General features: G+C 31.1%; 12 protein-coding genes. 10 read left to right on the top strand and 2 right to left on the bottom strand.

What is annotated here, in order from left to right; genetic code table 11:
- Positions 1 to 6 precede the first annotated feature (6 nt).
- Entirely contained in the window at positions 7 to 909 is a 903-nt protein-coding gene (locus tag ACK2WO_RS08310) for a hypothetical protein (protein ID WP_414697425.1), read from the top strand.
- An 82-nt stretch (positions 910 to 991) separates the two neighbouring features.
- On the opposite strand, the gene ACK2WO_RS08305 is transcribed toward ACK2WO_RS08310, so the two are convergent.
- Both ACK2WO_RS08305 and ACK2WO_RS08300 read right to left on the bottom strand, forming a co-directional pair.
- Positions 992 to 1,837, bottom strand: coding sequence for a DUF4300 family protein (locus tag ACK2WO_RS08305; protein ID WP_414697424.1), 846 nt, complete (start codon positions 1,835 to 1,837; stop codon positions 992 to 994).
- A 24-nt stretch (positions 1,838 to 1,861) separates the two neighbouring features.
- Positions 1,862 to 2,992: a DUF1002 domain-containing protein gene (locus tag ACK2WO_RS08300; protein ID WP_414697423.1), complete on the bottom strand. Its 1,131-nt coding sequence runs from the start codon at positions 2,990 to 2,992 to the stop codon at positions 1,862 to 1,864.
- A 277-nt stretch (positions 2,993 to 3,269) separates the two neighbouring features.
- Here ACK2WO_RS08300 and ACK2WO_RS08295 point away from each other — a divergent pair, with 277 nt between their 5' ends.
- From ACK2WO_RS08295 to ACK2WO_RS08255, 9 genes are all read left to right on the top strand, one after another.
- Positions 3,270 to 3,755, top strand: coding sequence for a hypothetical protein (locus ACK2WO_RS08295; protein WP_414697422.1), 486 nt, complete (start codon positions 3,270 to 3,272; stop codon positions 3,753 to 3,755).
- Positions 3,756 to 3,791: 36 nt separating this feature from the next.
- The gene (locus ACK2WO_RS08290; protein WP_414697421.1) at positions 3,792 to 4,370 is read left to right on the top strand and encodes a uracil-DNA glycosylase; all 579 of its coding nucleotides are present in this window, start codon (positions 3,792 to 3,794) and stop codon (positions 4,368 to 4,370) included.
- 883 nt (positions 4,371 to 5,253) lie between these two features.
- The gene (locus ACK2WO_RS08285; protein WP_414697420.1) at positions 5,254 to 6,366 is read left to right on the top strand and encodes an RNA-guided endonuclease InsQ/TnpB family protein; all 1,113 of its coding nucleotides are present in this window, start codon (positions 5,254 to 5,256) and stop codon (positions 6,364 to 6,366) included.
- 180 nt (positions 6,367 to 6,546) lie between these two features.
- The gene (locus tag ACK2WO_RS08280) at positions 6,547 to 6,840 is read left to right on the top strand and encodes a DUF2325 domain-containing protein (protein ID WP_414697419.1); all 294 of its coding nucleotides are present in this window, start codon (positions 6,547 to 6,549) and stop codon (positions 6,838 to 6,840) included.
- 260 nt (positions 6,841 to 7,100) lie between these two features.
- Positions 7,101 to 8,639, top strand: coding sequence for an ABC transporter substrate-binding protein (locus ACK2WO_RS08275; RefSeq protein ID WP_414697418.1), 1,539 nt, complete (start codon positions 7,101 to 7,103; stop codon positions 8,637 to 8,639).
- 53 nt (positions 8,640 to 8,692) lie between these two features.
- Positions 8,693 to 9,643 (top strand): ABC transporter permease, encoded by a 951-nt coding sequence (locus tag ACK2WO_RS08270; RefSeq protein WP_414697417.1) that lies wholly within the window; start codon positions 8,693 to 8,695, stop codon positions 9,641 to 9,643.
- An 87-nt stretch (positions 9,644 to 9,730) separates the two neighbouring features.
- On the top strand, positions 9,731 to 10,582 hold the full coding sequence (locus tag ACK2WO_RS08265; protein WP_414697416.1) for an ABC transporter permease: 852 nt from the start codon (positions 9,731 to 9,733) through the stop codon (positions 10,580 to 10,582).
- A 3-nt stretch (positions 10,583 to 10,585) separates the two neighbouring features.
- A complete protein-coding gene (locus ACK2WO_RS08260) occupies positions 10,586 to 11,587 on the top strand; it encodes an ABC transporter ATP-binding protein (RefSeq protein ID WP_414697415.1) in 1,002 nt (333 codons plus the stop codon).
- Positions 11,577 to 12,557, top strand: a complete 981-nt coding sequence (locus tag ACK2WO_RS08255) for an ABC transporter ATP-binding protein (RefSeq protein WP_414697414.1) — start codon at positions 11,577 to 11,579, stop codon at positions 12,555 to 12,557. Before ACK2WO_RS08260 ends, ACK2WO_RS08255 begins: the two co-directional genes overlap by 11 nt.
- Positions 12,558 to 12,649: the final 92 nt, after the last annotated feature.

Here is a 12,649-nt window from a genome sequence, read left to right as displayed (position 1 = left end):
ATGTCGATGAGATATGGAATAATAGATGTAGGATCAAATACGATTAGATTAATAATTTTTGAATTAAGAGGAACAGAAATAAAACTAATACTGAAAGAAAAAGAACTTTCTGTAATACTAAGCTTTATACAGAATGGTATTCTTATGGAAGAAGGTCTTGAAAGACTTTTAAAAGTATTAAATAGATTTGCTAAAATTTGTGAATTACTTGGATGTGCAGAAGTATTCTGTTTTGCAACTGCTTCACTTAGAAAGGTAGATAACAGCGTTTATGTTGTTTCTGAGATGAAAAAGATTGTAGAAAATACAGAAATAATAACTGGAGAACAGGAAGCATACTACGACTATGTAGGTCTTAGCCAGGCTGTAAAAGACAGAAGTGGTATGGGACTTGACTTAGGTGGAGGAAGTGTGCAGATATTCAAGTTTAAAGATAGACAGGTTTTAGAGTCAGTTTCTTTACCAATAGGTGGACTTGAAATGAGAAATAAATTTGTATCTATGGTATATCCTACACTTGATGAAATAAAGGAAATAGAGGACTGTGTAAAAGCTAATGTTAAAAGTTCTAAGATTTTTAAAGGAAATAATCATAGAGTTATGTATTTAATGGGTGGTACTGCAAGAGCTGCAGCAAAAATCCATAGATATATTTATGTAACTAAGAAGAAATCAAATAAATATTATATTCCTATTAAAGAATTAAATCAGCTTACAGAGAGATTTTCTGACCCAAGAAAGAGCGATGTAGATATTCTTGAAAGAATAGTTCCAGACCGTATGAATAATATTATACCAAGTTTAATAGTTCTTAATACAATTTGTACACTTTCTGGGGTAGATGAAGTAGTAGTTGTTAAAAATGGTGTAAGAGACGGATATATACACGATAAAATACTACCAATGTAAAAATTAATTTTGGGAATAGTACAAATATGAATAAGAAAGTAAAATGGCTACCATATATATTTATAGTAGCCATTTTTTATTTTTATTTAGTTTTCATTACTTTAGTATTTTCAGTTATTATAGGAGCTAGTTCTGTTTTTTCTCCATATAAGTCTGGTCTAGCAAGTAAGTATTTTTTTAATTCACTTCTGTTGTTGAATTTTGTAGCCTGGAATGGTGTGTCTGGACCATATTTTTCAACAAATAATAGTCCATCATCAGTCTGAACTAATACACCAGTATGACCTACAAAACGAGCATTATCAAAAGTAGAGTGTATATATACATTTATAAGAGACATTCCCTTTGAATTATCTATATAAACATCTCTTTCTTTTAATGCAGACTCTATTCTTCTTATATGCTGAGTTAAAGTTTTTGCATTACCTAGCTTAACCCAGTTAAATAATGTTGCATACTGAAGTTTATCTTCTTTAGTCATTGCAATCTGTTTGTCTGTATCAACTGCATCTAAATCCAACATTAAATATGTATCAGAATCGTCAGGTTTGCAATTAGTATTTAAGGCATTTCTCATTATCATAAAAGATGTAAGTCTACAATTCACATAATAAGAAGGCATGTCTTTTAACTCTAAATTAGAGTAGTCTACTAAATCGCCTTTCATTTTTTCAAATCCATTTGATAAATGTCCATCAGCTACATAAGGATTGAAGTCATCCATCCACTGAGAAAGTTTATTTAACTGATAATCTGAAACATCGTGTTTTTTCAATTCTGTAAATACTTCCTGTCTTGATTCTTTATCTTTCATGTTTGAGTATAATATGTCTTTACTCTCAGCCTCGGAATTACATCCGATAAAATTGACTAGAGCAATTGTACATAAACTCAAAAGAGCGATAATTTTTTTAGTTTTATTTTTCATAATAATTATGTCCTTTTTAAATTATTAGTTTGAAAATCCATTTAATACGTTTTCAAACCAAGCTCTTATTTTATCAAATAAGCCCTGTTCTTCAGCTTTATCATAAGCTTCTTTTGCTTTATCAGCTGCCTGACTTGCAGCTTCTCCTGCCTTATCAGCTGCTTGGCTTGCTAATTCGCCAGCTTTGTCTAATGCAGCATTTGCAGCTTCTTCAACTTTGTCCTGAGTAGCATTTACAACAGCATCAGATCCAAGAGCTGATTCGTCAGTCTGTTCTAATATACCTGCATCAGAACCTCCACCTAAGTTAGAGAACCAATATTTAATTTTTTCAAATAAACCTACTGTATCTACATTTTCTCCAAGTGCAGCAAGGTTTTCATTTATATTGAATTTAACATTTTCTAATGTAATTTTTATATCATTATAATTGTAGTTCTGTGCACCTATTTTTTCCATAAGAGCTGTAAGTGCCTGAATCTGTTCTGGTGTAAGAGTTACATTGTAGTTGTTAGTTACGTTGTTGATTATATCAGCTATCTGAGTAGTATCACTAGTTCCTTCTTTTATAACCTCATTTTTAACATCATTTACAACTCCAGCAGCCTTATCCTGACCTATTTCATCACCTAAGTCCCCAGTAGTTACTAATTCTTCATTGGCTAGTTCCTTTTTAGTTTCATCTAATTTTTCTCCTGATGCATCTTCAAATGCTTTGATAACACCAGTAAGTGCTCCTGTTCCACTAACTGCATAAGGTGCAGCTGCTATTACGTTTGCACTTGTTAGACCTGCTGTAGTAAGTGTTGAAGCTATCATAGAGCTTGTAACCCAAGTAAGATTGGCAGTTTTCACATTTATACCATCTTTTCCTGAAGTAGGCTCAACATAGGCACAAGATATTGTTCTTCTACCTAACTGTGCATCTGTTGCAACACCTTGAAGGTATTTTCTTTCTTCTGCATTTGTTACGTTTATTATCATTGCTTCATTTTCAGAAACACCGAAGTAATCTAACATCATCTGTCTCTGCTGAGCATTTAAGTCGGCGCCAATAGTAACGACTTTAGATCCGTCTGCAAAAGCTAAAGCTAAGCTACTAAATACCATTGTAGCAGAAAGTGCAATTGCAGCGATTTTCTGTTTAATTTTCATTTTGTTTCCTCCTTAAATTTGCAGTTATACTGCATATTCATCATACTTACTATACACTATTTTGAAAAATAATGCGATTACAATAATGTTATTTTAATTACAAAACTTTGCGAATTTGTAAGAAATAGAGAATAAAAGTTACAAAATTATATATTATTTAATAAAAAATTTATTTTGAGATGTAAATAAGCTAAATAAAAATAACAACTATAAAAATAATGTGGTAAAATAATTATATAAAAATAAAATATTAAAAATTTTTAGGAGGAAATTAAAAATGTCAAAAGAATTAGTTCAGGATAGAGTAATAAAATACTTAACAGAAAATTTATATGTGCCACTAGATATGATAGATACTAATGTACCACTATCTGAGTTTGCAGAAGGTATGGAAGGCGAAATAGACGTATTAGTAAATGTTGTAGATGAAGAAGGATACTACGCTCCAGTTATGGTAGTTCAGTGTTTAGATGAAGATGCTCCAATGGAAGGAGATGCACTTGAAAAACATATAGAAAGATTAGAAGAAATAGATGATGTTACATTATCAGGTAGAGTTGTATTAACTAATGGAGATCAGATGATGTATGCAGACTGGAGAGGTGAAGAAAACGAAGAAAAAGACCTACCAGAATATGAAGTTATGGTACAGGAATTTAAGGCTATGGAAGATGAAGTAAAAGCTCATGAAGCAGAACATGCAGCTGATTGCGACTGTGGATGCCATGACCATGATTGCAATTGTGGACACGACCACAACTAAAACATATAATTTTAGAGTATAGGTTAGGTGAAGGTTATGTTTTCATGGGAGATTTTAGAATCTGCTTGTAAAACCTGTAATAGATGTAGACTTGCCGAAAACAGAACAAATGTGGTTGTCGGTGATGGAAACAGAAATGCCAAGATACTTTTAATAGGGGAGGGCCCTGGAGAAAAGGAAGACCTATCAGGTGTGCCATTTGTTGGACCAGCAGGACAGTTGTTAGATAAGATGCTTAAATGTATTGATTTAACAAGAGACGATGTTTATATTGCAAATGTTGTAAAATGTAGACCTCCAGGAAACAGAGACCCAGAGACAGATGAAAAAAACTGTTGTATAGAGTATTTAAGGTATCAATTTGCCCTAATAAAACCAGATATTATTATATGTCTTGGAAGAATAGCTGCTCAGTCAATTATAAATTCACAATTTAGGATAACAAAAGAGCATGGGATATGGTATAAAAAGAAGAACTGTTGGATGATAGCAACATACCATCCGTCAGCACTTTTAAGAGATGCCTCAAAGAAAAAAGTTGCTTTTGAAGATCTTAAAGAAATAAAGAAGAAGATAGATGAATTGGGCATAAATGGGCAATCTGAGGAAAATTAGATAGTATTAAAAAATTAAACAGTATTTATAAAGATAGTTGATATTTTTCGACTATCTTTTTTTATTTTAAAAGTAATTATTTAATTTTTATTTTGTGAAATAGTAAAGTTTTAGTATAGAAAATTGAATAAAATCGAAAAAAATTATCGTTTCTTTCAGATGTATTGACTGAAAATTCCTTAAATGATAGTATAACTTACATAATAACGATTATCAAAAGAAAAGAAAATGGAATTTTTAAGAGACATATACTAATTTAAATATTAGATATAAAGAATTTTTGAGTTCATTTAATTTTGAAAATTTAAGGAGGTAACTAACAGTTAAAAATAATCTATAAATATATATAAGAATATATAAATATTTTATAGATTACTTTAACTAAGCCTCGTATGTAGAGAAATCTACATAGGACACAACTTTAAAACCAGTAATTCCTAAAGCTCAATGACTACAATAGAAGATAGAAAGAAACTTCTATGAATGTGAAGAAATTCAGAAACAACAGTTGAGATGATATATGGTGAGAGCCTAAGTATCAAGGCAATGGATCTTTGGTCGCCAAGCCTAGAAATAGGAAGGTCAAACGACTATCCTGCAAGGGAGTACACTACAAGCTATTGGTAGTGGAAATGGGTTGCCCTAAACAGGTAATGCTGTAGGTGAAGAAATAGTCTACGCTCGTATCCGAAAGGTCGAGGTCATTAGCGTGAGCGAAATGGCATCATACAAGTAGCGTTGTATGGTAAATAATAAAATCTATAAAAACTGAATAAATTACTTATAAAAAATTATAAAATTTTTTCAAAAAACTTGTATAAAAGAAATATTTATCGCCTATGATAATAGTAGAAAGAAATATTATTAGAAAGGCGGTGATGACATGGAAAAAGGATTTAAAGTTCAAATATTTCCTAACAAAGAACAAAAGGAATTGATGTTTAAAAGCTTTGGATGTGCTAGATTTGCATATAACTGGGCATTAGCTAGAGAAAAGGAAAATTATGAAAAAGGTGGAAAATTTATTTCTGATATGGATTTAAGGAAAGAATTTACACAGTTGAAGAAAAAAGAAGAATTTAAATGGCTTAACGAAATAAACAACAACGTTACAAAACAAGCTATAAAAGATTTATGCAAAGCATACAAAAATTTCTTTAATAAAAAAGCTAAACATCCACGATTTAAGAGTAAAAAGAAATCAAAGAAAAGTTTCTATAATGATGTGTATAGAATAAAGTTTGATGATTATAAAGTTAGAATTGCTTCTATAGGTTGGATGGATATGGCAGAAAATAGGATTCCTAAAGATTGTAAATATATAAATCCTAGAATATCATTTGATGGGGTTAAGTTTTGGTTAAGTATTAGTTGTATCTTAGAAGATGAAGAAAATAATCTACTCAAAACTGAGCCGATTGGAATTGATATGGGAATAAAAACATTGATGACTTGTTCAAATGGTATGAATTTCAATAGAGTTAGTACCAAAAAGGAAAAGAAGAGATTAAAAAGACTTCAAAAAAAAGCAAGTAGACACTATGTTCAGATGATGAAAACCAAATCATCTAATAAATCTAAAAATCTACTAAAACTTGAAACTTTAATTCTTAAACAACATCAAAGAATATCAAATGTAAGACTTAATAACATTCATCAAGCGACTACAAAACTTGTAAAACAAAATCCAAAGGCGATAGTAGTTGAGGACTTAAACGTACAAGGAATGATGAAAAATAAGCATTTGTCCGAAAAAATTGCTGATTGTTCATTCTTTGAAATATACAGACAGCTAGAATATAAATGTAAAAATAAAGGGATTGAATTTATAGTTGCTAATAGATTTTATCCTTCATCAAAGATTTGTAGTAACTGTGGATATAAGAAAGAAAAATTAAGTCTATCAGAGAGAACTTATATATGTGAATGCTGTGGAAATGTAATTGATAGAGATTTTAATGCAAGTTTAAACTTAAAGAATTTAGCTTACAACTAGAACTGTAAACTAAATGTGTACCGATACGTTAGTCGGGAATTTAAGCCTTTGGAGAAGTATACAAACTAAAGTAGCTATTCTTTGAATAGTGAAATAGGCTTCAATGAATTAGGAAATAGAATTTGTAGTTTTTTATAAGTAATTTATAGAAATTTATAGATTTTATGTAACGGAATATATATGAGTATTTTAGTTGTAGGCGGTCATGAAAGAATGGAGAAAGATTATTTAGAGTTAGGGAAAAAATCTGGTTTCAAGACAAAGGTCTGTACAAAGAAAGCTAATAAATTAGCGAGCTCTATAGGAAATCCAGATGCAGTTGTTATATTAACATCAACTGTTTCTCATAAGATATGCAATATAGTTGAGATGAAAGCAAAGAAACAGAGTATACCGATATTTAGAAAGAAAAGTAGTAGTAAAAGTGCGTTTAGTGAATGTTTAGAAGAAATCAATAGAGAGCTTAATTGCTAGTTTGAATATTGAAGAATTAATTCTAATTTAATATATTTAATATATATGTTATATACCTAGCATAGGTATGTGTATTTAAAAAGTAAAAATACTTTTGTAAAAATGATAATAAATTTTATACACTTTATAGATTTTGGTTATTATTATTTATATAAATATAGGTAATTACTATAGAAAATAATGTTTTTTCTCTTGTAAGAAACTGTTTTCAATTGTAAAATTTAATTTGAAAAATAAAAAATTTCTTAAGGAGGAAAAAAATGAAATTAGGTAAAAAAATCGCAAGTATTTTACTATGTGGTGCAATGGTTGCCACAATGTTAACGGGATGCGGAAAAGGCGATGGTGGATCTGATAGTGCAGCTAAAGATACATTCACATATGCTGTATCTGATGATCCAGGTAACACACTAAACTTCTTTACAGCTGATGATAGAACATCTCTAACATTAGCAAAAATGACAAATGAACCATTATTTACATTAAAAGCTGATGGTAGTTATAACTACTATGTAGCAGATAGCTTTGAAGCATCAGCTGATGGACTTACTTATACTTGTAAGTTAAAAGATGGTTTAAAATGGTCAGATGACCAGCCTTTAACAGCAGATGACGTTGTTTACACTTTTGAAGAATATATGAAACAGGATCCAGCTGGAATATTAAAAGTAGGAGACCAGAATATAGAAGTTAAAAAAGTTGATGATACAACTATAGAATTAAAATTACCTTCTGTTGCAGCAAGTATGCCAGAAAATATATCAAATGTATATATATTACCAAAACATGTATTTGCAGAAAAAGGTTCTTTCGACATTGATTTAACTCAGGGAGAAGGAGCAGTAGTTGGTTGTGGTCCATATATATTCGAAGAGTATAAATCTGGAGAATATATAAAATGTAAAAAGAATCCTAACTATATGAATGGTGAAGCAAAAATAGAAAATGCTATACTTCAGATAATAACTAACCCAGAAACAGCTAAAGCAGCTCTTCAGAATGGAGAAATAGATGGATGGGTAATGCTTCCTAATGAATTAGAAGGAATGGATGATTTCAAAGTTAATGCATACAGTGAAGGTAGAGTAGCATTCTTAAAATTAAACAGAGTTGCTGATAGTATGCAGGATGCTAACTACAGAAAAGGTATATTCTATGCTCTTAACAGAGAAGAAATATTAAAATCTTCTTATACATCTATGGAATATGCTGAAGCAAGTGTATCATTCTTACCTAAAAACAATAGTTTTTATTCAGAAGATGTTGAACAGTACAACCAGGATTTAGCAAAAGCTAAAGAATTAGTTAAAAATGGACCTAAATCATTAAAATTATGCTATAGAGTAGATGATGCAGCTCAGACTACTCAGGCTCAGGTTATACAGGCAGAACTTAAGGAAATAGGTATAGATGTTGAACTTTGTGGTGTTGACTTAGCAGCTTACATGAAAACTGCTTACGATAATGCTGATAAAGCTTATGATATGTATCTAGGTGGATATGTAATGACTCTTGATCCAGATGGATTCAGTGTTGCATTTGCAAGTGGACAGATGGTTAACTATGCAAGTGAAGAGTTAGACCAGTTATTTGTTGATGGTAGAGCAGAAGCTGATCCAGCTAAGAGAAAAGAAATATACAACAAAGCTCAGCAGGTAGTAGCTGATGAAGCTTTATTCTATCCATTTGGAACTAACTTAAGATTATTAGTTACAAATCCAGCGTTAGAAGGAATAGAAGATGCAGGTCTAGTACCAATATTTACTTTTGAAGATATGTCAAAACTTTATTTCAAATAATTAAGTAATATAGGGGGACTGAGAAGTCCCCTTTTTTAATGAAAGGAGAAAGCGTGTTTAAATATATAATAAAAAGAATAGCCCAAGCGATACCGCTATTAATAGCTATTACAGCTATATGTTTTGCCCTTATAAACCTAGCACCTTATGATGCAGTGGATGCACTTATTACTCCAACTATGACAAGAGAAGAGGTTCGGGCAAAGAGAGAAGAATATGGACTTAATGATCCTGTACCAGTTCAATATGTTAGATGGGTGCAGAATATATGTAAAGGTGAATTAGGTTATTCACTAGTTAGTCACACAAAAATAGAAAATGATTTAAAAGAAAAAATACCTAATACGGTAAAACTTGTTTTACCATCTTATATGACTGCATTTATTCTTGCGATAATAATAGGATTATTTGCAGCGTATCACAAGAATAAAAAAGTTGATAAACTTATAAATACAATGGCATCAGTAGGGTTATCAGTTCCAACATTCTGGTTAGCTCTACTTGCAATTTACCTCTTTGGATGTAAATTGGATTTACTTCCAATAATGGGTATGCATAAGATAGGAGATAATTCATTTGGAGATTTTATGCTTCATTTTATAATGCCTTACTGCGTACTTGTTATAGGATTTTTACCAGATTTAATAAGATATGTAAGAAGTTCGGCAATAACACAATTAGGAGAGGATTATGTACTAGTTCAAAAGGCATTTGGGGCTAGTAAAAGAGAGATTCTATTCAAACATGTAATGTGGAACGTACTACTTCCAATGGTTACAAAATTAGGTATGTCTTTACCTATGCTTGTTACAGGAGCTGTTATAACAGAGACTGTATTCTCATGGCCAGGAATAGGAGTTTACTTTGTAAAAGCAATAAGCTCACTTGATTATCCAATAGTTATGAGTATTTTAGTACTTTCTGGCTCATTAGTAATTTTAGGAAACCTATTATCTGATGTACTTTGTGCATTAATAGACCCTAGAATAAGAATAGATAAATAATAAATTTAAAAGATTAAGAAAAGTAATAAAGATAAAGTAATAAAGATATATATTAGGAAAGGAGACGGAAAAATCCGTATTATATAGATGAACAACAGAAGATTTGAAAATGTAAAAAGAATATTCTGTAATGATAGAGCTACTCAGCTTTCACTTATATTTTTAGTTCTAGTTATAGTATCAAGTATAGTTGTTGCAATGCTACCTATAGATCCAAATGCAATAGATATAGGGAATATGCTACAAGGACCTTCACTATCTCATATATTTGGAACAGATGAATTAGGAAGAGACTATTTTATAAGAGTTCTTAATGGAGCAAAAATATCTCTAATAGTTGGTGTTTTGGCTATGGCTACATCTGTTGTAATAGGTGTTACACTAGGGATTATTTCAGGATATTTTGGAGGATTAGTAGACAGTATAATAATGAGAACAGTTGATGTATTTTGCTCTGTTCCATGGATAATAATGGTTACTGTTGTAAGCCTTATATTTAAAAAAGGATTATTCTCAATAATTTTAGTAATAGGTTTATTCAGTTGGATGGAAATAGCAAGACTAGTTCGTTCTGAAACTATGAGCGCTAAAAATAGAGAATATGTTCAGTATGCAGAATTAATTGGTGTGCCAAAATGGACTATAATGACTAAACATATACTTCCATCAATATACCCACTTATTATAACATCTGCAACATCTGCCATTGCAAATGCAATAATGGTTGAAAGTACGATGAGTTTCTTAGGTATAGGAATACAAGCACCTATGGCAAGCTGGGGAAGCCTTCTTCAGACTGCACAGACAAATTTAGCAAAAGCACCTTATATGGCTTTTATACCAGGTATATTAATAGTCCTAACAATTTGTTCTTTCAATAAATTAGGAGACCTATTGAGAATATATGTAGAGCCAAGAATATCTCAGGAGGAGGAATAAATTATGGATAATAATATATTAAATGTAAAAAATCTACAAACAGTTTTCCATACTCCAAAAGGAGATGTAAAGGCCATAAGAGGAATTGATATAAATGTTTCTCAGGGAGAGATTTTGGGAATAGTTGGAGAGTCTGGAAGTGGAAAAAGTGTGTGCATGAAAAGTGTAATGAGAATACTTCCATCAACTGCCGAAATAACAGCCGATGAAATAAATTATAAAGGTGAGAATATCCTTTTAAAAACAGAAGATGAACTTAGAAAATATAGAGGAAAAGAAATGGCGATGATTTTCCAAGATCCAATGACATCTTTAAATCCGCTTAAAAGAATTGGAAAACACTTAACAGAAGTTGTTATGAGACATAGAAATTGTAGCAAAGAAGAAGCTTATAATATAGCCCTTGATATGCTAAAAAAAGTTGGAATTACAAACCCTGAAATGAGAATGAAACGGTATCCACATGAATTCAGTGGTGGGATGAGACAGAGGGTTTTAATAGCTATGGCTCTTTGTTGTGAGCCATCTCTTTTAATAGCAGATGAGCCTACAACAGCACTTGATGTAACAATTCAGGCTCAGATACTTGAATTATTAAAAGAAATAAATGAAGAAAGAAACATGTCTATAATTTTAATAAGTCATGATATGGGTGTAATGGCATCTACTTGTACAAAAGTTGCTGTAATGTACGGCGGGATAATAGTTGAAGAAGGTACAACAGAAGAAATATTCAACTCACCTAAACATCCATACACAAAATCATTATTAGAATCAATACCAGATATAAATAAAAGTAGACATACAAGACTTACAACTATTGAAGGTACGCCTCCATCTTTATCAAAAATGCCAAAAGGATGTCCATTTGCAGATAGATGTAAGTACAAGCTTGAAAAATGTGAAAATGAGCTACCTAAACATATTGTATTCTCAGAAACACAGAAGGCAGCTTGTTTCTTAGCAGGTAAATTTGAAGAAGGAGTTGATGAAAATGGAAAATAATAAAGAAGTTCTTTTAGAAATAAAGAATCTAAAAAAATCTTTCCCTATCAAAAACTTCTTTGGAAAAACTATAGGGGTTGTAAATGCTGTAAATAACGTATCTTTTGATATATATAAAGGTGAAACATTTGGACTTGTTGGTGAGTCTGGTTGTGGTAAGTCAACGCTTGGTAGATGCTTGTTAAAAATGCAGGATGTAAGCGATGGGAATATAATATATAATGGTACAGATATAACTACGGTAAGTGAAAAAGAATGGGATAAGTACAGAAATAAAATACAGATAATTTTCCAGGATCCATACTCATCTCTAAACCCAAGCTGGACTGTTAGACAACTTATAGAAGAACCTTTAAAACTTATGGGACTTGGAAAAGATGAGATAGAAACTAAGATAAAAAACATTTTATCAATAGTTAGAATGAATGAAGAAGATATGGAAAAATTCCCTTATGAATTCAGTGGTGGTCAGAGACAGAGAATAGGGATAGCTAGAGCTGTAATTTCTGACCCAGAATTTATATTCTGTGATGAACCTGTTTCTGCACTAGATGTATCTGTTCAGGCTCAAGTTATAAATATGCTTAAAGATTTACAGAAAGAATTTGAGCTTACTTATTTATTTACATCACATGACTTATCTATGGTTTACTATATAAGTGATAGAATAGGTGTTATGTATTTAGGGAATATGGTTGAAATAGGAGATAGCGAGGATGTATTTAGAAATCCTGTTCATCCATACACTAAGGGTCTTATAGCATCAATTCCGACTGTAGACGATGTAGAACATGAACATAAAGATATTATGAGAGGAGAGCAGCCAGGACCAATGAATATTCCAAAAGGGTGTTGCTTCTCAACAAGATGTCCTTATGCTGATGAAAAATGTAAAAATGAAAAACCAGAACTAAGAGAAGTTAAAAAAGGACATGTTTGTGCATGTTTTAAATATGAAGAATTAATATAGAAAATTTAGGATATATAGTATTAGGAACTGTTGCAGTGTTGTAACAGTTCTTTTTTGTATATAGAAAACCAGTTAAATGTAAAAATAATACC

Origin of the sequence: Peptacetobacter sp. AB845, from assembly GCF_047528295.1 — a bacterium.
Lineage (GTDB): Bacteria > Bacillota > Clostridia > Peptostreptococcales > Peptostreptococcaceae > Peptacetobacter.
Note: the sequence above shows the minus strand (reverse complement) of the source record. Positions and strands in the feature narration are given on the sequence as shown.

Coding starts and splice junctions, on each gene's coding strand:
- ACK2WO_RS08295 (WP_414697422.1), top strand. CDS start 3,270: ATGTCAAAAGAATTAGTTCAGGATAGAGTAATAAAATACTTAACAGAA.
- ACK2WO_RS08305 (WP_414697424.1), bottom strand. CDS start 1,837: ATGAAAAATAAAACTAAAAAAATTATCGCTCTTTTGAGTTTATGTACA.
- ACK2WO_RS08285 (WP_414697420.1), top strand. CDS start 5,254: ATGGAAAAAGGATTTAAAGTTCAAATATTTCCTAACAAAGAACAAAAG.
- ACK2WO_RS08260 (WP_414697415.1), top strand. CDS start 10,586: ATGGATAATAATATATTAAATGTAAAAAATCTACAAACAGTTTTCCAT.
- ACK2WO_RS08310 (WP_414697425.1), top strand. CDS start 7: ATGAGATATGGAATAATAGATGTAGGATCAAATACGATTAGATTAATA.
- ACK2WO_RS08265 (WP_414697416.1), top strand. CDS start 9,731: ATGAACAACAGAAGATTTGAAAATGTAAAAAGAATATTCTGTAATGAT.
- ACK2WO_RS08290 (WP_414697421.1), top strand. CDS start 3,792: ATGTTTTCATGGGAGATTTTAGAATCTGCTTGTAAAACCTGTAATAGA.
- ACK2WO_RS08280 (WP_414697419.1), top strand. CDS start 6,547: ATGAGTATTTTAGTTGTAGGCGGTCATGAAAGAATGGAGAAAGATTAT.
- ACK2WO_RS08300 (WP_414697423.1), bottom strand. CDS start 2,992: ATGAAAATTAAACAGAAAATCGCTGCAATTGCACTTTCTGCTACAATG.
- ACK2WO_RS08255 (WP_414697414.1), top strand. CDS start 11,577: ATGGAAAATAATAAAGAAGTTCTTTTAGAAATAAAGAATCTAAAAAAA.
- ACK2WO_RS08275 (WP_414697418.1), top strand. CDS start 7,101: ATGAAATTAGGTAAAAAAATCGCAAGTATTTTACTATGTGGTGCAATG.